This window comes from Microbacterium sp. Ld4, assembly GCF_045066555.1.
Classification (GTDB): Bacteria; Actinomycetota; Actinomycetes; order Actinomycetales; family Microbacteriaceae; genus Microbacterium.
On the sequence record NZ_JBISHE010000010.1, the window covers coordinates 70,635 to 89,549 of the forward strand.

At 71.2% G+C, this 18,915-nt stretch carries 18 protein-coding genes; 9 read left to right on the forward strand and 9 right to left on the reverse strand.

The genetic code is table 11. From position 1 onward, the window contains the following. Positions 1-7 precede the first annotated feature (7 nt). Positions 8-283 carry an HPr family phosphocarrier protein gene (locus tag ACJJV7_RS06105; protein ID WP_405373150.1) on the reverse strand — a complete coding sequence of 92 codons (276 nt, stop codon included), beginning with the start codon at positions 281-283 and terminating at the stop codon, positions 8-10. Next, positions 280-603, reverse strand: a complete 324-nt coding sequence (locus tag ACJJV7_RS06110; RefSeq protein ID WP_405373151.1) for a PTS sugar transporter subunit IIB — start codon at positions 601-603, stop codon at positions 280-282. The genes ACJJV7_RS06105 and ACJJV7_RS06110 overlap by 4 nt, the downstream gene beginning before the upstream one ends. Positions 604-745: 142 nt before the next feature. Between ACJJV7_RS06110 and ACJJV7_RS06115 the strand changes: the two genes are divergently transcribed. Continuing rightward, positions 746-2,641, forward strand: coding sequence for a BglG family transcription antiterminator (locus ACJJV7_RS06115; protein ID WP_405373521.1), 1,896 nt, complete (start codon positions 746-748; stop codon positions 2,639-2,641). A 3-nt stretch (positions 2,642-2,644) separates the two neighbouring features. Here the strand turns inward: ACJJV7_RS06115 and ACJJV7_RS06120 are convergent, their stop codons facing one another. Genes ACJJV7_RS06120 through ACJJV7_RS06130 form a run of 3 tightly spaced genes read right to left on the reverse strand, consistent with a single transcriptional unit; the run spans position 2,645 to position 5,752 of the window. Then, positions 2,645-3,214 carry a GNAT family N-acetyltransferase gene (locus tag ACJJV7_RS06120; RefSeq protein ID WP_405373523.1) on the reverse strand — a complete coding sequence of 190 codons (570 nt, stop codon included), beginning with the start codon at positions 3,212-3,214 and terminating at the stop codon, positions 2,645-2,647. Between the two features lie 58 nt (positions 3,215-3,272). Further along, complete coding sequence (locus ACJJV7_RS06125) at positions 3,273-4,925, reverse strand: phospho-sugar mutase (RefSeq protein WP_405373152.1); 1,653 nt, start codon at positions 4,923-4,925, stop codon at positions 3,273-3,275. Next, entirely contained in the window at positions 4,922-5,752 is an 831-nt protein-coding gene (locus tag ACJJV7_RS06130; protein ID WP_405373153.1) for a purine-nucleoside phosphorylase, read from the reverse strand. The genes ACJJV7_RS06125 and ACJJV7_RS06130 overlap by 4 nt, the downstream gene beginning before the upstream one ends. Positions 5,753-5,829: 77 nt before the next feature. Here ACJJV7_RS06130 and ACJJV7_RS06135 point away from each other — a divergent pair, with 77 nt between their 5' ends. Beyond that, the gene (locus ACJJV7_RS06135; RefSeq protein ID WP_405373154.1) at positions 5,830-7,281 is read left to right on the forward strand and encodes an NAD(P)H-quinone dehydrogenase; all 1,452 of its coding nucleotides are present in this window, start codon (positions 5,830-5,832) and stop codon (positions 7,279-7,281) included. A gap of 78 nt (positions 7,282-7,359) precedes the next feature. On the opposite strand, the gene ACJJV7_RS06140 is transcribed toward ACJJV7_RS06135, so the two are convergent. Both ACJJV7_RS06140 and ACJJV7_RS06145 read right to left on the reverse strand, forming a co-directional pair. Continuing rightward, positions 7,360-9,141, reverse strand: a complete 1,782-nt coding sequence (locus ACJJV7_RS06140; RefSeq protein WP_405373155.1) for an acetyl/propionyl/methylcrotonyl-CoA carboxylase subunit alpha — start codon at positions 9,139-9,141, stop codon at positions 7,360-7,362. A gap of 97 nt (positions 9,142-9,238) precedes the next feature. Next, positions 9,239-9,889, reverse strand: coding sequence for a Maf family protein (locus tag ACJJV7_RS06145; protein ID WP_405373156.1), 651 nt, complete (start codon positions 9,887-9,889; stop codon positions 9,239-9,241). Between the two features lie 53 nt (positions 9,890-9,942). Between ACJJV7_RS06145 and ACJJV7_RS06150 the strand changes: the two genes are divergently transcribed. Genes ACJJV7_RS06150 through ACJJV7_RS06165 form a run of 4 tightly spaced genes read left to right on the forward strand, consistent with a single transcriptional unit; the run spans position 9,943 to position 14,191 of the window. Then, complete coding sequence (locus tag ACJJV7_RS06150; RefSeq protein ID WP_405373157.1) at positions 9,943-11,208, forward strand: class I SAM-dependent RNA methyltransferase; 1,266 nt, start codon at positions 9,943-9,945, stop codon at positions 11,206-11,208. Between the two features lie 22 nt (positions 11,209-11,230). Beyond that, positions 11,231-11,896, forward strand: coding sequence for a response regulator (locus tag ACJJV7_RS06155; RefSeq protein WP_405373158.1), 666 nt, complete (start codon positions 11,231-11,233; stop codon positions 11,894-11,896). After that, entirely contained in the window at positions 11,886-13,097 is a 1,212-nt protein-coding gene (locus tag ACJJV7_RS06160; RefSeq protein WP_405373160.1) for an ATP-binding protein, read from the forward strand. Before ACJJV7_RS06155 ends, ACJJV7_RS06160 begins: the two co-directional genes overlap by 11 nt. Further along, positions 13,094-14,191 (forward strand): hypothetical protein, encoded by a 1,098-nt coding sequence (locus ACJJV7_RS06165; protein WP_405467829.1) that lies wholly within the window; start codon positions 13,094-13,096, stop codon positions 14,189-14,191. The genes ACJJV7_RS06160 and ACJJV7_RS06165 overlap by 4 nt, the downstream gene beginning before the upstream one ends. 157 nt (positions 14,192-14,348) lie before the next feature. On the opposite strand, the gene ACJJV7_RS06170 is transcribed toward ACJJV7_RS06165, so the two are convergent. Together ACJJV7_RS06170 and ACJJV7_RS06175 are read right to left on the reverse strand one after the other, a co-directional pair. Next, positions 14,349-14,579 (reverse strand): acyl-CoA carboxylase subunit epsilon, encoded by a 231-nt coding sequence (locus ACJJV7_RS06170; RefSeq protein WP_405373164.1) that lies wholly within the window; start codon positions 14,577-14,579, stop codon positions 14,349-14,351. Then, entirely contained in the window at positions 14,576-16,165 is a 1,590-nt protein-coding gene (locus ACJJV7_RS06175; protein WP_405373166.1) for an acyl-CoA carboxylase subunit beta, read from the reverse strand. Before ACJJV7_RS06175 ends, ACJJV7_RS06170 begins: the two co-directional genes overlap by 4 nt. Before the next feature lie 127 nt (positions 16,166-16,292). Between ACJJV7_RS06175 and ACJJV7_RS06180 the strand changes: the two genes are divergently transcribed. Genes ACJJV7_RS06180 through ACJJV7_RS06190 form a run of 3 tightly spaced genes read left to right on the forward strand, consistent with a single transcriptional unit; the run spans position 16,293 to position 18,858 of the window. Beyond that, positions 16,293-17,075, forward strand: coding sequence for a biotin--[acetyl-CoA-carboxylase] ligase (locus ACJJV7_RS06180; RefSeq protein WP_405373168.1), 783 nt, complete (start codon positions 16,293-16,295; stop codon positions 17,073-17,075). A 51-nt stretch (positions 17,076-17,126) separates the two neighbouring features. Then, positions 17,127-17,681: a PH domain-containing protein gene (locus ACJJV7_RS06185; protein ID WP_405373169.1), complete on the forward strand. Its 555-nt coding sequence runs from the start codon at positions 17,127-17,129 to the stop codon at positions 17,679-17,681. Positions 17,682-17,730: 49 nt separating this feature from the next. Further along, complete coding sequence (locus tag ACJJV7_RS06190; protein ID WP_405373170.1) at positions 17,731-18,858, forward strand: 5-(carboxyamino)imidazole ribonucleotide synthase; 1,128 nt, start codon at positions 17,731-17,733, stop codon at positions 18,856-18,858. Positions 18,859-18,915: the final 57 nt, after the last annotated feature.

Here is an 18,915-nt window from a genome sequence, read left to right on the forward strand (position 1 = left end):
GTGTCCCTCAGGCGTCGTGATCAGTGGTCAGAAGTTCGGTCAGCGTGTCGAGCACCTGTTCGGCGTCCGGACCCTCGGCGGTGAGGGTCACGTAGTCGCCGTTCTCGGCGCCCAGCGAGATGACGCTGAGGATGCTCGCCGCATTGACGGGGGAGCCCGCGCCTTTCGAGACGGTGAGCGCGATGCCGGCATCCTTCGCCGCCTGGGCGAAGAGCTTCGCGGGTCGCGCGTGCAGTCCGTTCGCCGAGCCGATCCTCACGGTGCGCGTGGCCTTCGTGGTCATCGGGGCGTCCTTTCGCTGGTCTCGGCGGCGTGATCCGCCAGGGCGAGCGACCGGGTGCCGTCCCGGTCGTCGAAGATGTCCTCCGGCAGCAGCACGGCTCGGGCGCCGCGCGATGCGGCGTCGCGCGCCACGTCGGAGAAATCGGAAGCCAGATGCGGACCCACGAGCACCACGTCGCCCGCGCCCACCTCCGTGGTGACCGCGCTGCGGGGACCCGCGGCGACGAGCACCTGACGGGACTGCTGCTCAGCAGCCTTGCGCACGCGCTGCGCGACGAATGTGCTCGACGCGCCCGCTCCACAGACGACGAGGATCATCATCGATCCGCCTCCTTGCCTCTGGGCCATTCTGATCGGGTCGGATGCCCGCGACAACCAGTCCTTCTTCCGCGGGGGAGGAAAGCCGGTGAGGGGCCTGCGTGATTGACTTGATCCTGTGAGCCGCACCAGACAGGACCGCGTGATGGCACTGCTGTCGCGCGAGCCGGGCTGGCGGACGGCGGGCGAGCTCGCCGACCTCGTCGGGGTGACGCCGCGCAGCATCCGCTCGTACGTGGCGGCCTTGAATTCCCGGGTCTCCGGAGCGGATGCCGTCGAGTCGGGGCCTTCTGGATACCGGGCGGGTGCGGGCGCTCCCGACGCGATCCAGGCGGGCGCGTCCGACGAGACACCGCGCGACCGGCTGCACCGGCTGGTCCGGGTGATCCTCGATGCGCCCGACGGCGTCGACGTGTACGAGACCGCCGCGCGCTTCCACGTCAGCGAGGCGACGCTCGACGCCGACCTCGGTCGGGTGCGGGCTCTGCTGGGTGGCACCCGGCTCACGCTCGAGCGCTCGGCATCCCGGGTGCGTTTGAGCGGCACCGAGATGGCGCAGCGGCGCCTCCTCAGCCGCCTCGCGCACGAGGAGATGGAGCAGGGGGCCTTCGATCTGCCCGCACTCCGGCGGGCGCTCGGCGAGACCACCGCCGATGCGACCGCGCTGGTGTCGTTCAAGTCCGACCTGGTCGCCGGGCTGGGCGAGCTCGGCTACCTCGTCAACGAGTTCGGCATCGGCGACGTCATGATGCACATCGCGATCACCGCCGACCGGGTGAGGCGAGGCCATCGCCTCGACGACGTCGCCGGCGACGTCACCCCCGCTCGGCTGACGATCGGCGTGCTCGTCGACCGCCTCACGACCGCCCACCTCGACGTGCGGCTGGGCGAGGGCGATCGAGATCACCTCGCGGCGCTCGTGCAGACCCGTGTCGTCGCGCCCGGTGCCGCCGAACCCGACGCCGTGCTCCGCGACCGGCTCGACGCCGATGTCGAGGGCGCCGTCCGCGAGGTCGTCTCGCGCGCGGCATCCCAGTTCCTCGTCGACATCGATCAGGAGGACTTCATCCTCCGCCTCGCGCTCCACGTGCAGAACCTCCGTCACCGCGCGCAGGAGCAGGCATGGTCGCGCAACGCGCTGACACGGTCGCTCAAGTCCAGCTACCCGATGATCTTCGAGGTCGCGGTCTTCATCGCCGAGCAGCTGCGGGAACTCATCGGCGCTCCGCTGTTCGAAGACGAGATCGCCTACATCGCGATGCATGTCGGCGGCCGCCTCGAGCGCGCACGTCAGGCCGGCCGGCTGCTGACGGCCACCCTCGTGAGCCCCGGCTACTACGAGATGCACGAGCTGCTCCACGCCAGCATCGACCGGGCGCTCGGGCGCGAGATCGACGTGGTCGCGGTCGAGACGCGGGCCGATCCCGACTGGTCGCGCATCGACACCGACCTCGTCCTCAGCACGATCGACCCGCCGCACGTCGCCGACCGTATCGTCCGCATCCAGCCCTTCTTGACCGAGACCGATGTCGAACGGGTGCAGGGCGCCGCGGCCCGCGCCCGCCGCGCCCGCCGGCTGGCGGGCCTCCGCGCCGAGCTGGAGCGGTACTTCTCACCGGGCGCCTTCGTCGCCCGGTTGGCTCCCGCGGCCGACGAGGAGAGCGTCATCCGGCAGCTCGGATCGCTCCTCGTGACGCAGGGCGTCATCGGCGCCGACTACGTCGAGCGGACCCTGGAGCGCGAGCGGATGTCGTCGACCGCGTTCACCGACGCGCTCGCCGTCCCGCACGCGCTCGGAATGACCGCCACACGCACCGCGATCGCGATCGGACTGGCCGACCCGTCGATCGGGTGGGGCGAGGGACGCGTGCAGGTGGTCGCGCTCGTCGCGTTCTCCGAGTCGGACAGGGAGGCGTTCCAGACGGTGTTCGAGCAACTCGTCGAGGTGTTCAGCGAACGCGAGAGCGTCCACCGCATCCTCCGCCGCGGGACGACCTTCGGGGCCTTCCTCGACGAGCTCGTCGCCGTCGTCGACGGCTGACGCTCAGCGGTCGAGCGCCGCCTCGAGGCCGCGCCGGACGGCCGGCCACTCGTGCGGCAGGATCGAGTAGACGACCGTGTCGCGCAGCGTTCCGTCCGGGCCGAACCGGTGGTTGCGCAGGATGCCGTCGCGCTTCGCGCCGAGCCGCTCGATCGCCGCGCGCGACTGGCGGTTGTGCCAGGCGGTCCGGAACTCGACCGCGATCGCCTCGCACGTGTCGAAGGCGTGGCCGAGCAGCAGGAGCTTGGCGGAGGTATTGACGCCGGTGCGCTGCACCGCCGGCGACAACCAGGTGTAGCCGACCTCGACGTGACGGTTCGGCTGGTCGATGCCGCAGAACGTCGTCATGCCGACGGCGCGCCCCTCGGCGATGACCGCCCACGGGTTCATCCGCCCGGCCGCCTGCTCGGCGAGGCGGTGCTCGATCTCCTCGGGGACGGATGCCGGCACCGCGGTGTACCACGCGTACTCCAGGCCCTCGCGGGCGGCCGTGAGCTCGTCCGCATGGGCGGGGGTGAGGGGTTCGAGCCGCACGCGCGCGTTCTCGAGGGAGACGGGTTCGACGAGATTCATCACGCGGCCGATCCTAGGCCGCTCGGGCTCGGCGGATGATGCCGAGCCCGAGCGCCGGTCAGATCGATGCGACGAGGGTGCGCGCGCCCCGCTCGAGGGCGTCGAGGCGCGCGGCGGCGTCGGCGGCGGAGTCGCCGCGCACGTCGAGGTACGCCTTCAGCTTCGGCTCGGTGCCACTCGGTCGCACGATCACGCGCGACCCGTCGGTGAGCCACAGTCGCAGCACGTCGCCGCTCGGTTCGCCGGGCGCGGCGCGGAGCAGATCCTCGATGCGATCGACCGCGACTGCGCCGACCGAGGTGGGCGGCGTCTGACGCAGCCCGGTCATGATCCGGCCGATGACGGAGAGGTCGTCGACGCGCACGGACACCTGCCCCGAGGCGAAGTGCCCGAACGTCTCGCTGAAGCTGTCGAGAAGGTCGCCGAGAGTGCGGCCCTCCTCCCTCGCCTCCGCCGCGAGGCCGAGCACGGCCACCGCCGCCGAGATGCCGTCCTTGTCCCGCACGGTCGCCGGGTTCACCAGGTAACCGAGCGCCTCCTCGAATCCGAACACGAGGTCGGGCGCGCGTGAGATCCACTTGAACCCGGTCAAGGTCGCGTGGAAGGCCAAGCCGTAGTGGGCGGCGACCGTCTCGAGCCCCGGCGAGGAGACGAGCGAGCAGGCCAGCGAGCCCGCGCTCGCCGAGCGCGCGGCGCGCCAGCCGAGGAGCAGGCCGACCTCGTTGCCGGTGAGCCGTCGCCACCCGTCGGCCGACGCGGCATCCGGAACCGCCACCGCGAGGCGATCGGCGTCGGGGTCGTTCGCGAGGATGAAATCGGCGCCGGCCGTGCGAGCGGTCTCGTAGGAGAGATCCATCGCGCCGGGTTCTTCGGGGTTGGGGAAGGCGACGGTGGGGAACCGGCCGTCGGGGTGTATCTGCGCGTCGACGACGGTCGGCAGCGGATACCCCGCGACCGTCAGGACGCGCCGGAGGGTCTCGTACCCGACCCCGTGCATCGCGGTGTAGACCCAGGGCATGCCCGCCGCACCGGCCGGGGCGGGGGAGACGAGCGCGGTCGCGGCGACGTACGCCTCGACCACCGACTCCTCGGCGATCTCGATGTCCTCGGAGCGGGGGATGCCGGCGAAGTCGCCGCGATCCGCGACCGCCTGGATGTGCGCGGCGATCTCCGCATCGGCGGGGGAGACGATCTGGGCGCCCTGGTCGGCGCCGCCCAGGTACACCTTGTAGCCGTTGTCGTCGGGCGGATTGTGGGATGCCGTCACCATGACGCCCGCCGAGGCGCCGAGGTGGCGGACGGCGAACGCGAGCACCGGGGTCGGGAGGAGCCGGGGCAGCAGGATGGCGCGGAGTCCCGCACCCGCGAAGATCTCGGCGCTGTCACGGGCGAACACGTCGGAGTTCCGGCGCCCGTCGTATCCGATGACGACCGAAGGGACGGCATCCGGCTCTCGCTCCCGCAGGTAGGCCGCGAAGCCCGCCGCCGCCTGACCGACGAGGACGCGGTTCATGCGGTTCGAGCCTGCCCCGAGCGCGCCGCGGAGCCCGGCGGTGCCGAACGCCAGGCGGGTGTCGAACCGGTCGTGGAGGTCTGCGGCTGCGGCGGCCTCGCCTGCCTCGGCCCGTTCGATCAGCTCGTCGAGCTCGGTGCGCGTGACGGGGTCCGGGTCCTGCGCCCGCCAGGCGCGGGCGGCATCCACGACGTTCACAGCGCGCCGATCACGCGTGCGAGGAGGTCGGAGATGACGGGCTCGGCCTCGCGGCCGGCGTCGATGACCTCCTGGTGGCTGAGCGGCGTCAGCTGGATGCCGGCCGCCATGTTGGTGATGAGCGAGAACCCGAGGATCTCCATGCCGGCCTGCCGGGCGGCGATCGCCTCGAGCGCCGTGGACATGCCGACGATGCCGCCGCCGATCGCCTTCGCCATGCGGACTTCGGCGGGGGTCTCGTAGTGCGGTCCGCGGAACTGGCAGTAGACGCCGTCGTCGAGTGACGGGTCGACCGTCCGGGCGACCTCGCGGAGGCGGGCCGAGTACAGGTCGGTGAGGTCGACGAAGGTCGCGCCCTCGAGGGGGGAGTCGGCGGTGAGGTTGATGTGGTCGCTGATGAGCACGGGCGTGCCGGGCTTCCAGCTGGGCTTGATGCCGCCGGCGCCGTTGGTCAGGACCATCGTCTTCGCGCCGGTCGCCGCCGCGGTGCGGACACTGTGGACGACACGGCGGACGCCGTGGCCCTCGTAGTAGTGCGTGCGCGCCCCGATCACGAGCACGCGTGTGCCGTTCTCGGTGAGGATGCTGCGGAGCGAGCCGACGTGCCCCTCGAGGGCCGGCTTGCTGAAGCCGGTGATGTCGGTGGCGGGGATGGTCGCAGTGGTCTCACCGAGGAGGTCGGCGGCCTTGCCCCAGCCGCTGCCGAGAGTGAGGGCGATGTCGTGCCGGTCGACCCCGGTCGTCCGGGCGATGTCGGCGGCGGCCTGGGCGGCCACCTCGAACGGGTCTGCAGCGGGGTCGTCGAGCGGATTGCGGTGATCGGACATGAGACCACTCTAGGAACCTCCGACACCACCGACCAGACGGCTCCGCCCGCCGCTCCGAGCCTGAGAGGATAGGGACCATGTCTTTGAGCTTCGAGCGGACCCAGAGCGTCGCGATCATCGGCGGCGGCCCCGGCGGATACGAGGCGGCGCTCGCCGCCGCACAGCTCGGCGCCGAGGTCACCCTCGTCGAGCGGGCGGGCGTCGGAGGGTCGGCCGTCATCACCGACGTGGTGCCGTCGAAGACCCTCATCGCCACGGCCGATGCGGCGGTCGCGATCCGCGGCGCATCCGATCTCGGCGTGCAGCTGTTCGCCCGCGGCGACAACGAGAAGCCGCTCAAGCCGGAGATCGCGATCAACCTGGGTGCGGTCAACCGTCGCCTGCTCTCGCTCGCCCGCCAGCAGTCCGACGACATGCGCGCCCAGCTGGTCGACGCCGGCGTCCGCATCATCGCCGGTCACGGCCGGCTCGAGGGGCCCCACGCCGTCGTCGTCTCGACGGGGCCCCGGGGCACCGATTTCGACCGCGTCGAAGCCGACACGCTGGTCGTCTCGGTCGGAGCCTCGCCACGCGAGCTCGACAGCGCCAAGCCCGACGGGGAGCGGATCCTCACCTGGACGCAGCTGTACAACATGTCCTCCCTCCCCGAACACCTCATCGTGGTCGGGTCGGGTGTCACGGGGGCCGAGTTCGCCGGCGCCTACATGAACCTGGGCGCGAAGGTCACGCTGATCTCCAGCCGCGATCAGGTCCTCCCCGGTGAGGATTCCGACGCGGCCGCCGTCATCGAGAAGGTCTTCACCCGTGGGGGCATGACGGTGCTGTCGAAGTCGCGCGCCGAAAAGGTCGAGCGCACGGCCGACGGTGTCGTCGCGACTCTGTCCGACGGCCGCACCGTCGAGGGCAGCCACTGCCTCATGGCCGTCGGGTCGATCCCCAACACGGCCGGGCTCGGCCTCGCCGAAGCCGGCATCCAGTTGACCGACTCCGGTCACATCCAGGTCAACCGCGTGGCACGGACCTCGGTGCCGAACATCTACGCCGCCGGCGACTGCACCACGTTCCTGCCCCTCGCCTCGGTGGCCTCGATGCAGGGCCGCATGGCGGTGTTCCACGCCCTCGGCGACACCGTCATCCCGCTCGAACGGCACCGCGTGACGGCGAACATCTTCACGGCGCCCGAGATCGCGACCGTCGGCACGCAGGCGAGTGAGATCGAGTCGGGCGCCGTCAACGGCACGGTCCACAAGCTCCCGCTGGCCGCGAACGCCCGCGCCAAGATGATGGGCGTCAAGGACGGCTTCGTGAAGATCATCGCCCGAGAGGGATCGGGCACGGTCATCGGCGGGGTCATCGTGGCGCCGCGCGCCTCGGAGCTGATCTACCCGATCGCGATCGCCGTCGAGCGTCGCCTCACGGTCGACCAGCTGTCCCGCGTGTTCGCGGTGTTCCCCTCGCTCACCGGCAGCATCACCGACGCGACGCGTGCGATGCACCAGGTCGGTCGCGAAGAGGACACCTACAGCTGAGTGACACTCCGGATGCCGCGCGCTGCGGCATCCGGTCGATCGGCCTGCACGGGTGCGCGATCCGAGGGATCGCGGGCGTCAGGAGATCGTGAGCAGCTGGTGGCCCGCGGCCACCGTGGTGCCGGGAGTCGCGTTGATCGCGCCGACGACGCCGTCCTTGTGCGCCTGGATCGGCTGCTCCATCTTCATCGCCTCGAGCACGACCACGAGGTCGCCCTTGACGACCTGCTGCCCCTCCTCGACGGCGATCTTCACGATGGTCGCCTGCATCGGGGAGGCCACGGAGTCGCCGCTGGCGCCGGCCATGGCGGTCGAGGCGTGCGAGCGCCGCGACGGCGGCACGGCCGCGGGCCGGCCGGCAGCGACGGGCGACTGCGCGATGCGGTCGGGAAGGCTCACCTCGAGCCGCTTGCCCGAGACCTCGACGACGACCGTGTGGCGCGCTTCGGGCTCGGCCTGGAGGCCGCCCTCGCCGTCCCAGGCGGGGATGTCGTTGTCGAACTCGGTCTCGATCCAGCGGGTGAAGACGCCGAACCGCCCGTCCGGGGCGGTGAAAGCGGGGTCGCGGACGACCTTCCGGTGGAAGGGGAGGACGGTCGGCATGCCGGCGACCTCGAACTCGTCGAGGGCGCGCCGTGAGCGCTCAAGCGCCTCTTCCCGGCTGCGCCCGGTGACGATGAGCTTGCCGAGCAGCGAGTCGAACGCGCCCGACACGCTGTCTCCAGCGGTGACACCCGAGTCGAGGCGGACACCCGGTCCGCCGAAGGTCTTGAACACGTGGATGCTGCCGGGGGCGGGCAGGAAGCCGCGGCCCGGGTCCTCGCCGTTGATGCGGAACTCGATCGAGTGCCCGACGGGAGCCGGGTCGTCGTAGTCGAGCACGCCGCCCTCGGCGAGGCGGAACTGCTCGCGGACGAGGTCGATGCCGGTGACCTCTTCGGAGACCGGGTGCTCGACCTGGAGGCGGGTGTTGACCTCGAGGAAGGAGATGGTGCCATCGGCGCCGATGAGGAACTCGCACGTGCCCGCGCCGACGTACCCGACCTCTTTGAGGATCGCCTTCGACGATTCGTAGAGGATCGTGTTCTGAGCGCCCGTGAGGAAGGGCGCCGGCGCCTCTTCGACGAGCTTCTGGTGGCGACGCTGCAGCGAGCAGTCACGGGTCGAGACGACGACGACGTTGCCCTCGGCGTCCGCGAGGCACTGCGTCTCGACGTGGCGCGGCTTGTCGAGGTACTTCTCGACGAAGCACTCGCCGCGGCCGAAGGCCGCGATGGCTTCACGGGTCGCAGACTCGAACGCCTCCTCGACCTCGTCGAGTTCGCGCGCGACCTTCAGGCCGCGGCCGCCGCCGCCGTAGGCGGCCTTGATCGCGATCGGCAGGCCGAACTCCCGGGCGAAGGCGATGACCTCGTCGGCGCCGTTCACCGGGCCAGGCGTTCCCGGTGCCAGCGGCGCCCCGACCTTCTCGGCGACGTGACGGGCGGTCACCTTGTCGCCGAGCGCTTCGATGGCCTCGGGGGAGGGGCCGATCCAGGTGAGACCGGCACCGATCACCGCGCGGGCGAACTCGGCGTTCTCCGCGAGGAACCCGTAGCCGGGATGCAGCGCGTCGGCGCCGGAGCGCCGCGCGACGGACAGGATCTTCTCGATCGACAGGTAGGTGTCGGCGCTCGTCGACCCGTTCAGCGCATAGGCCTCATCGGCGAGGCGCACGTGCATCGCATCGCGGTCCTGGTCGGCGTAGACGGCGACCGACAGCTTTCCGGAGTCGCGGGCGGCACGCGCAATGCGCACGGCGATCTCGCCACGATTGGCGATCAGCACCTTGGAGATCCGAGTGTTCACGCTCTCAGGCATGGGTTCGAGCCTACCCAGGTCGGGGGGCGTCCCTTTGGACAACTCGCACAAGATCATCCCGAGATCGTCTGGGACAGTCTACGAAGCGCGGCGCTCCTCAGTGCTGGTCGGTGAGGTTCCAGAGGTCGGTCCACGTGACACCGAGTTCCCGCACGAGGCGGCGGACGGTCGTGAGGGACATCCCGACGACCGTCGACGGCTCGCCCTCGACGCGTGCGATGAACGCACCTCCCAGGCTGTCGATCGTGAACGCACCGGCGACGAGGAGCGGCTCGCCGGTGGCGACGTAGGCGTCGATCTCCTCGTCGGTGATGTCGTCGACGAAGGTGACCGAGGCCGCCGCCACGGCGTGCGCCTCGACCGGCTCGCGGCCGGGAGCGACCCGGAACACGCTGTGACCGGAGTGGAGCACTCCGGTCCGGCCGCGCATGGCCTGCCAGCGTGCGCGGGCGACCGCGGCCTCGTACGGCTTGCCGAGGATCTCGCCGTCGAGCTCGAACATCGAGTCCCCGCCGACGACGAGGCCGTCGAACCTCTCGGCCGCGAGTTCCTCCGCGACGTCGGCGGCCTTCCGTCGAGCGAGGAGGAGGACGTGCTCCTCGGGAGACAGGGTGCGCCCGGATGCCGACTCGGTCGCCGCGATGACGGCCTCCTCATCGACCTGCGGTGCACGGGTGAGCGGCTCGATGCCGACCTGGCGCATCAGCATGAGTCGGGCGGGGGAGGTGGAGGCCAGGCACACGCGCATGCGGCCACGCTACCGGGCGCGGTGCGCTCGCGAGGGTGTGACAGCATCGGAGGATGAACCCCGGAGACCTGCTCGACCTCGACATCACCGCCGTCGCCCACGGCGGCGTGTTCGTGGCCCGCCACGAGAACCGGGTCGTCTTCGTCCCCGACACCCTTCCGGGCGAGCGCGTGCGCGTGCGGCTCACCGACACGCGCAAGGCGTCGTTCTGGCGCGGCGACGTCGTCGAGGTCCTCGACGCCTCGCCGCACCGCAGGCCGCACATCTGGGCGGCCGCCGACCTCGCCACCGCCCCGGAGGATCGTCCCGGCGGCGCCGACTTCGGTCACATCGCTCTCGCGCACCAGCGCGCGCTCAAGACCGAGGTCGTCCGTGACGCCCTGCAGCGGTTCGCCCACCTCGAGGTGCCGGTGAGCATGGAGGCGCCGGTCGCATCGGCATCCGATCCTTCCGCCGCCGAGAGCACCGGCTGGCGCACGCGGGTCAGCCTTCATGTCGACGCCGACGGTCACATCGGGCCCTTCGCCGCCCGGAGCCACCGCGTCATCCCGGTCGACGACCACCCGCTCGCCTCTCCAGCGATCGCCGAGGCCGCAGCCCGTCGTCGCTCGGCCGCCCCCGGTCGCCTCGACTTCGTCGAGCCGGCCGACGGTCGCGTCCGCATCATCCCGCGCGCCGACGTGCCCGGATCCCGCCGTACCGCGATCGACCCTTCGGCTCGCGAGACGATCATCGAATCGGCCGCGGGACGCGACTTTCAGGTCGACGCGGGAGGCTTCTGGCAGGTCCACCGCTCCGCCGCGTCTACCCTTCACGCCGCGGTCGCCGCCGCGGTGGACGGCGCTGTCGATCCGGATGCCGCGCACCTCGACCTCTACGGCGGTGTGGGCCTGCTCGCCGCCGCCGTCGCGAGCGCCGGCGGCGCGGGAACGCGGATCACCTCGGTGGAGTCCGACCCCCGGGCCACCGAGCACGCCGGGGAGAACCTCGCCGAGTGGATCGGCGCACGGGCGGAGACGGGACGCGTCGACCGCTGGCTCGCCGGCCTCGACACCGAGGCGTCCGCGCCGCAGCGCGAGCGCCTCTCCCGAGGCGTCGTCGTCCTCGATCCTCCCCGCGCCGGAGCCGGCCGTGACGTCGTGGAGCGCCTGGCGGCGATCGGGCCCGCCCGTATCGTCTACGTCGCCTGCGATCCGGTGGCGCTCGCTCGCGACCTCGGGACCTTCGCATCGCTCGGCTACACGACGCCGTCGGTCCGCGCGTTCGATCTTTTCCCGCACTCGCACCACGTGGAGGCCGTGGCGGTCCTGTCGAGGTGACGGTGGTGGATAGTCTGTCCGCATGACCCGGGTGGCACTCATCGACGATCACGAGTCCGTGCGGCTCGGGCTCGAAGCCGCCTTCCTGCGCACCGAGGGCGCGACCGTCGTCTTCTCGGGGGAGAGCGTCGCGGCGTATCTCGACTGGCGCGTGTTCGCCCAGGCCCAGCCGGCCGACGTGGTGGTCCTCGACCTCACCCTCGGCGACGGCTCGACGGTGACCGAGAACGTCACCCGCGTCGTGCACGACGGTTCGCCCGTCATCATCCACAGCGTGGCCGACCGGGCCGCGGCCGTGCGCGAGGCGTTCGTCGCGGGCGCATCGGGCGTCGTCAGCAAGGCCTCCCGCATCGGCGACGTCATCGCAGCCATCGACACCGTGGCACGGGGCGAGAGTCTCGACAACGTCGAGTGGGCCTCGGCGATCGACGGCGACCGCGCCTTCGCCGACGCCCAGCTGTCCGTGCGCGAGCGCGAGGTGCTCCGCCTGTATGCCGCCGGCCTGCCGCTCAAGGCCGTGGCAGAGCGGCTCGGCGTCGCCTACTCGACCGCGAAGGAGAACATCACGCGCGTGCGGGTCAAGTACGTGGAAGTGGGGCGGCCGGCACCGACCAAGGTCGATCTGCTGCGGCGCGCCATGGAGGACGGGCTCGTCGCCGAGGGCAATGGAGGTCGACGTGAGCGCTGATCCGGTCGCCGTGCCTTTCGGTGTTCCGCCCGACGCCACCGTCTTCACCCGTGCCCGGATCGAACGCATCCTCGGCCTCGTCGTCGGCGTCGGCTCCATCGCCATGGGAGCCCAGGCGTTCGCCAATGCGCTGACCTCCGATCAGGAGCCGCCGCTGTGGCGGATCGCCCTGGTCGTCATCGTTTTCGTCCCGCTCGCGCTCATGATCCTCGCCGGAGTGACGGGTTTCCTCGTCCGCATCTTCGCGGGTGCGTTCGCGGTCGCCCTTCCCGTCGCGCTCATCCTCTGGCCGGTCGCGACCGTGGGGCGAGCGGCGCTCTCCTCGCCCGAACCCTGGATCTGGTACCTGCTCAACGTCGCGATCGTCGCCTCGGTGCTGGTCTTCCCCCTCGTCCTGCAGTGCGCGTGGGCGGTGGGCATCCCGCTGCTCTACGGCGTCGCCCGGATGATCCAGGTGGGCGGTGGACCGGATGCCGCGCTGAAGATCAGCCGGGACGTGGTCTTCGCGGTCATCCTCGCCGTCGTGATGATCCTCGTGGCCTACATGCTGCGCCGGCTCGCCGCCGACCTCGACCACTCGCGCGAGGCCGCGGTGAGCTCGTACGCGACGGCGGCTGCTGCGGCGGCCGCAGAGCAGGAGCGCGTGTCCGTGGCGGCGCTCATGCACGACAGCGTCCTGGCCGCGCTGATCGCCGTCGAGCGCGCCGACACTCCCCGTGAGCACGACCTGGCGGTGGCGATGTCGCGGGAGGCGCTGACCCGGCTCGCGAATGCCGACCGGGATGCCGAAGAGGGCCCGGACGCCCCCGTCGAGGCGGAGTTCCTCGTGGAGGGGATCCGAGACACGGGAAGCGCGCACGGGGTCGACATCCCGATCCGCACCGCGATCGCCCCGCGCACCGCTCCGCTTCCCGGGCGGGTCGCGCGGGCGCTCGTCCTCGCTGCTGCGCAGGCCATCGTGAACGCCCTCGAGCATGCCTACGGCGTGGGCATCCGCGCCGAGGTCGCCGTCGACGACCTGCGCGTCATCGTCCGCATCTCCGACGAGGGCGAGGGGTTCGACGCCCGCAATGTCGCCGTCGACCGCCTCGGCATCCGGGGCTCCATCGTGGCGCGGGTCGCGGCGGTGGGCGGCCAGGCATCGGTGAAGAGCTCCAGCAGGGGCACGGTGGTCGAACTGCGTTGGGAGCGGAGCCGATGAGCGGACGCGTGCACACGGGACTCACGGTCCTCGGACTGGTCTTCACCGCGTACCTCGCGGCAGCGGGTCTTTTCTGGACCTCGCCGGTCGAGCAGCCGCCCGTCTTCTTCGCGGCTCTCGTGTTCTACCTCGCCGTCACATGGCTGTGCGTGCTGTGGGATGCCGGGCGGCGTCCGCCGGGCGGCGAGGAGATCCTCCGCCGCGATCGCCCGCTCCCGCTCTGGGCCGGCGCGCTCGCGCTCATCGCGACGGTCGCCGTCCCTTCCGCCACCTGGTACGCGGTCGGGCCCGCCGCCCTTACCGACAGCTTCGCCACGTGGACGCTCGGCGGAGTCGGCGCTCTCCTCACGATCGTGATGGTGCGGCGTCGTCCTGTGATCGCCTGGATCGGGGTCATCGCCCTTGCCGTCACCGCGACGGCATGGATCGGTGTCATCAAAGCTCTCACCGTCGGTGTCGTCGGGGCGGCCGTCTGGGTCGTCACGGCGCAACTGCTCAGCGCCCTCGTCGATCGAGCCGGCGTCGACCAGGCCGAGCTCGCGGCGATCCAGCGGCGCTCGTCGGAATGGCTCGCGACGCAGGAGGGGCGGCGACGTGAGCGGCGCGTCCGCGTGCAGCACGCCCTCGAGGTCGCGGGGCCCGTGCTCACTCGCACGATCGAGAAGGAGGGTCGTCTCGACGACACCGAGCGCCAGCGCGCGCGCCTCGCTGAGGGTGCGCTCCGGGACGAGCTCCGGGGACCTCGCCTTCTGGACGAATCCGTCCGAGCGCGGCTCCACGAAGCGCGCAGCCGCGGCAGCATCGTGACGGTCCTCGACGAGGGCGGGCTCGACGGGGCCAGTGGCGATGCGCTCGACAGCATCCGCGCCGACCTCGCGAACGTGCTCGAAGGCGCCGAGTCCGATCGGATCTACATCCGCACGTCACCGCACGAGAGCGTCGCCGTGACCGTTGTCGGCCGGTCGCGGTCCGAGGAAGACCCCGACGGCGAGGAGGTCGTCGACCTGTGGCGCGAGATCTCGCATCCCCTGGGCGAAGGGCCCGAGGGGGAAGAGGAAGGCGAGGGGCGGCGAAGCCGCCCGCCCCTCGCCTAGCGAGCGGTTACCCGAAAACCGACTCGCATGGCCCATCCGCGTTCTGAGGGATACGGATGAGCCGAACGCAGAAGCGTTCCAGCGGTATAAGTCTCGCCGCCGCGCCACCCGCTGTCTGTAGGTACTTTGGGGGACAAAATCGTCGGCCTCGAGGGCATCAGCCCGAAAAGCGCCCCCAGGGCACATCCCGGCGCAGCGGCGAGCGAAGACCTCGAGCCGAGGCGTGCCACGCAGACGAAGAGGTCTCGGGTGCGAGCGCGCCCGACGCTTCCTGGACGTACGACTCCGTGACCACGGCGACGACGGCGGCCAGCTCTTCGGGGGTCGGGGTCCCCCGGAGCACGTCGACCCGGACGGGCGCGACGTCGACGGCATCCGACTCGGTCACAGCGGGATGTTCCCGTGCTTCTTCGCCGGCAGGGTCGAGCGCTTGCCCCGAAGGGCGCGGAGCGCCTTCGCGACTGCCACGCGCGTCGCGGCCGGCTCGATGATGCCATCGAGCTCCCCGCGCTCGGCGGCGAGGAAGGGCGACGCCACGTTGTAGGTGTACTCGTTGGCGAGACGCGTGCGCACGGCGGCGACGTCCTCGCCCGCCTCCTCGGCGCGCTTGATCTCACCCCGGTAGAGGATGTTGACGGCGCCCTGTCCGCCCATCACGGCGATCTCGGCGGTCGGCCAGGCGAGGTTGATGTCGGCGCCGAGCTGCTTCGAGCCCATCACGATGTACGCGCCGCCGTAGGCCTTGCGGAGGATGACGGTCACGAGGGGGACGGTCGCCTCGGCGTAGGCGTACAGGAGCTTCGCACCGCGACGGATCACGCCGGTCCATTCCTGATCGGTGCCGGGAAGGTACCCGGGCACGTCGACGAGGGTGAGGATCGGAACGGAGAACGCGTCGCAGAACCGCACGAAGCGGCTGGCCTTCTCGCCCGCGTCGATGTTCAGCGTGCCGGCCATCTGCTTGGGCTGGTTCGCGATGATGCCGACCGTGCGGCCCTCGATGCGGCCGAAGCCGATGACGATGTTCGGGGCGAACAGCGGCTGCACCTCGAGGAAGTCGCCCTCGTCCACGATGTGGCCGATGACGTCGTGGATGTCGTAGGGCTGGTTGGGCGAATCGGGGATGACCGTATTGAGCGTGCGATCGCTGTCGGTCGTCTCGAACTCGAATGCGCTCTCGTACGTCGGAGCGTCGGACATGTTGTTGTCCGGGAGGAAGCCGATGAGCGTCCGGGCGTAGTCGATCGCATCGTCCTCGTCTTCGGCGAGGTAGTGGGCGACGCCCGATCGGGTGTTGTGCGTGTACGCGCCGCCGAGTTCGTCCATGCCGACGTCCTCGCCCGTGACGGTCTTGATGACGTCGGGGCCGGTGACGAACATCTGGCTGGTCTTGTCGACCATGATGACGAAGTCGGTGAGGGCGGGGGAGTACACGGCGCCGCCGGCTGCCGGGCCCATGATGAGGGAGATCTGGGGGATCACACCGGATGCCGCGGTGTTGAGGCGGAAGATCTCGCCGTACTTGCCGAGAGCGACGACGCCCTCCTGGATGCGGGCGCCGCCCGAGTCGAGGATGCCGATGATCGGGATGCCGCCGCGCAGCGCGTGCTCCATCACCTTGATGATCTTCTCGCCCGCCACTTCACCGAGCGAGCCGCCGAAGGTCGTGAAGTCCTGGGAGTACACGGCGACGGTGCGCCCGTGGATCGTGCCCGTTCCGGTCACGACGGAGTCGCCGTAGGGACGCGAGCGGTCCATGCCGAACGCCGTCGTCCGGTGCCGGACATACTCGTCGAGTTCGACGAAGGAGCCGGGGTCGAGCAGCAGCTCGATCCGCTGACGCGCGGTCAGCTTCCCCTTCTTGCTCTGCTTCTCGCGCGCGATGCTCTCGGCGGAGACGACGGCTTCTTCATAGCGTGCACGCAGGTCGGCGATCTTGCCGGCGGTCGTGGACAGGTCGGGCTGATCGGTCACGCGTTCCACCCTAGCGAGCGGCACCCCACGATCGTTGGACACACGCGACAACCAGTGCGCCGATCCGCTGTGGCATCCCTCCTGCGCTGCTCTCATCCGGGGCATCGCCGCGGCGTAGGGTGGCGGGATGTCGCACTCCGAGCACGGTTACCCCCTCGCCGCCGAGATCAGCCCCCGCCTGCACGTGGTCGACTCGGTCGACTCCACCAACGCGAAGCTTCTCCGCGATGTGGTCGGCGAGCCCGATGGCCACCCCCACCTGGCGGTCGTCGTCACCCGCGACCAGACCGCCGGCCGCGGACGCCTCGACCGCGAGTGGACGACACCGCCGGGAACCGCGCTCGCCGTCTCGACACTTCTGCGCGTGGGCGCCGTGCCGACGGCCGCGCGGGGATGGATACCGCTCGTCGCCGGAGCCGCCATGACCTCCGCCGTCGCCGCCCAGCTGAGCGGGAAGGATGTCGCGCTGAAGTGGCCCAACGACGTCCTCGTCGGCGGCCTCAAGATCAGCGGCATCCTCGCCGAGGTCTCGCCCGCAGACCCGCAGGCGGTCGTCGTCGGAGCCGGGGTCAACACGAAGATGACGGCGTCGCAGCTGCCCGTGCCGACGGCGACGTCCTTCGCGGCGCTCGGAGCCGAGGTCGACGAGGACCGTCTGCTCGCCGACTACCTGGCGGCGCTCCGCGACGGCGTCGCCGCGCTCGCCGTGGGCGGCGCCGGGTTCGACGAGCTGCGGGAGCGCGTCGCCGCGGCCTGCGCGACGGTGGGCGCTGAGGTGTCCGTCTCTCTTCCGGGCGGCACGACCCTCCTGGGCCGCGCCGCGCGCCTCGATGGCGACGGCCGACTCATCGTCGTCGCGGGCGGTGCGGAGCACGCCGTCGCCGCGGGCGACGTCGTGCACGTCCGCTGACACGCCCGACCGAACGCGCCTCGTGTCGGCCGGGCGCGTCATGATGAGAGGGTGACCCAGCCGACCGCGTATTCCGGGCGTCCACGCACTCCCGCACCCGGGAGCACGTCGCCCGAGATGGTTGTGGCGCGTCTGCGCCGGCACGCCCGACGCATGCTCTGGCCGGCCCTCGTGCTCATCGCCGTCGCCGGCGCCGTCGGATACTTCACGGGCAACCTGCCGGCCCCTCTCGAGGACTGGATGCTGTGGGCCGCCGCGGGGGGCGTCGTCCTGCTCCTCGTCGTCCTGCCCTACCTCCGCTGGCTCTCGCACACGTACACCGTGACGACACGACGCGTGATCGAGCGGGCCGGCTTCGTCAGCCGTGGACGCACCGACGTGTCGCACCAGCGCGGGTACACGATCTCCGAGCGGAGAGGCCCGCTGCAACGTCTGTGGGGGAGCGGAACGCTGTCGCTCGCGAACGGCGTCGACGCGCCGATGCGGCTCGTCGACATCCCCTCGGTGCGGCTCGTCCACGAGACGCTCGCCGACCAGATCGAGGTCAGCCAGATCCTCGCCCACCGCGATTCGCACAGCATTCCGGTCGCCCGCTCCGACGGATGACGGACTCGCGCCCCCGGTACGCGAAGATGGAGCCGACGGAGGGAGCACGATGGCACTGCAGGTGGGAATCGTCGGCGGAGGACAGCTGGCTCGGATGATGATCGCGCCGGCCGTCGAGCTCGGCCTCGACGTGCGGGTGCTGGCCGAGGAGCCGGGCATGTCCGCAGGACTGGCCGCGACCGCCGTGGGCGACTATCGCGACCTCGAGACGGTCCTCGCCTTCGCCGAGGGACTCGATGCCGTCACGTTCGATCACGAGCACGTGCCCCAGGACGTCCTCCGCGGACTCGTCGCCGCGGGGGTGCAGGTCCATCCCGGACCCGATGCCCTCCTCTACGCGCAGGACAAGCTGAAGATGCGTGCCCGGCTCGCCGAGCTCGGCATGCCCCAGCCCGAGTGGGCCGCCGTCGCGACGGCCGCGGAGCTCGACGACTTCCTCGCCGACCACGGGGGTCGCGCGGTCGTGAAGACGCCCCGCGGCGGCTACGACGGCAAGGGCGTGCGCGTGGTGTCGTCGTCGTCCGAGGCTGCGGAGTGGTTGGACGGACTGGCCGCCGGTGATGCGCTCCTTGTCGAGGAGCTCGTCGATTTCGCGCGCGAACTCGCGCAGCAGGTCGCTCGACGGCCCTCGGGAGAGGTCGTCGTCTATCCGGTCGTCGAGACGGTGCAGCGCGATGGTGTCTGCGCGGAGGCCATCGCCCCCGCCCCGCACGCCGCCGGACGGCTGGCCGATGTCGCCGCCGACATCGCGGAGACGATCGCCACCGGTCTCGGCGTCACCGGGATGCTCGCCGTGGAGCTGTTCGAGACCGCCGACGAGCGCCTGCTCGTCAACGAGCTCGCGATGCGACCGCACAACAGCGGGCACTGGACGCAGGACGGTTCCGTCACGAGCCAGTTCGAGCAGCACCTTCGGGCGGTGCTCGATCTGCCGCTCGGTGACACCGCGCTCCGCGAACCGTGGGCCGTGATGGTCAACATCCTCGGCGGGCCGGTGACCGATTCGCTTGCCGACCGCATGCCCGCCGCGTTTCAGGCGCATCCCTCCGCCAAGGTGCACACCTACGGCAAGGCGCCCCGCCCGGGCCGGAAGGTCGGGCACGTCACCGTGGCCGGCGACGACCTGGACGACGTCTGCTATCAGGCCCGTGCTGCGGCGGCGTTCTTCGGCGATTGACCCGTGCCGCTCCGGTGATCTCCAGGCGCGCGGCCTACCCTGGTCGAGTGAACCGCC

What these genes read in the sequence shown, in the direction of transcription:
- ACJJV7_RS06105 (WP_405373150.1), bottom strand. Translation starts at nt 283, where the DNA reads ATGACCACGAAGGCCACGCGCACCGTGAGGATCGGCTCGGCGAACGGA.
- ACJJV7_RS06110 (WP_405373151.1), bottom strand. Translation starts at nt 603, where the DNA reads ATGATGATCCTCGTCGTCTGTGGAGCGGGCGCGTCGAGCACATTCGTC.
- ACJJV7_RS06115 (WP_405373521.1), top strand. Translation starts at nt 746, where the DNA reads ATGGCACTGCTGTCGCGCGAGCCGGGCTGGCGGACGGCGGGCGAGCTC.
- ACJJV7_RS06120 (WP_405373523.1), bottom strand. Translation starts at nt 3,214, where the DNA reads ATGAATCTCGTCGAACCCGTCTCCCTCGAGAACGCGCGCGTGCGGCTC.
- ACJJV7_RS06130 (WP_405373153.1), bottom strand. Translation starts at nt 5,752, where the DNA reads ATGTCCGATCACCGCAATCCGCTCGACGACCCCGCTGCAGACCCGTTC.
- ACJJV7_RS06135 (WP_405373154.1), top strand. Translation starts at nt 5,830, where the DNA reads ATGTCTTTGAGCTTCGAGCGGACCCAGAGCGTCGCGATCATCGGCGGC.
- ACJJV7_RS06140 (WP_405373155.1), bottom strand. Translation starts at nt 9,141, where the DNA reads ATGCCTGAGAGCGTGAACACTCGGATCTCCAAGGTGCTGATCGCCAAT.
- ACJJV7_RS06145 (WP_405373156.1), bottom strand. Translation starts at nt 9,889, where the DNA reads ATGCGCGTGTGCCTGGCCTCCACCTCCCCCGCCCGACTCATGCTGATG.
- ACJJV7_RS06150 (WP_405373157.1), top strand. Translation starts at nt 9,943, where the DNA reads ATGAACCCCGGAGACCTGCTCGACCTCGACATCACCGCCGTCGCCCAC.
- ACJJV7_RS06155 (WP_405373158.1), top strand. Translation starts at nt 11,231, where the DNA reads ATGACCCGGGTGGCACTCATCGACGATCACGAGTCCGTGCGGCTCGGG.
- ACJJV7_RS06165 (WP_405467829.1), top strand. Translation starts at nt 13,094, where the DNA reads ATGAGCGGACGCGTGCACACGGGACTCACGGTCCTCGGACTGGTCTTC.
- ACJJV7_RS06180 (WP_405373168.1), top strand. Translation starts at nt 16,293, where the DNA reads ATGTCGCACTCCGAGCACGGTTACCCCCTCGCCGCCGAGATCAGCCCC.
- ACJJV7_RS06190 (WP_405373170.1), top strand. Translation starts at nt 17,731, where the DNA reads ATGGCACTGCAGGTGGGAATCGTCGGCGGAGGACAGCTGGCTCGGATG.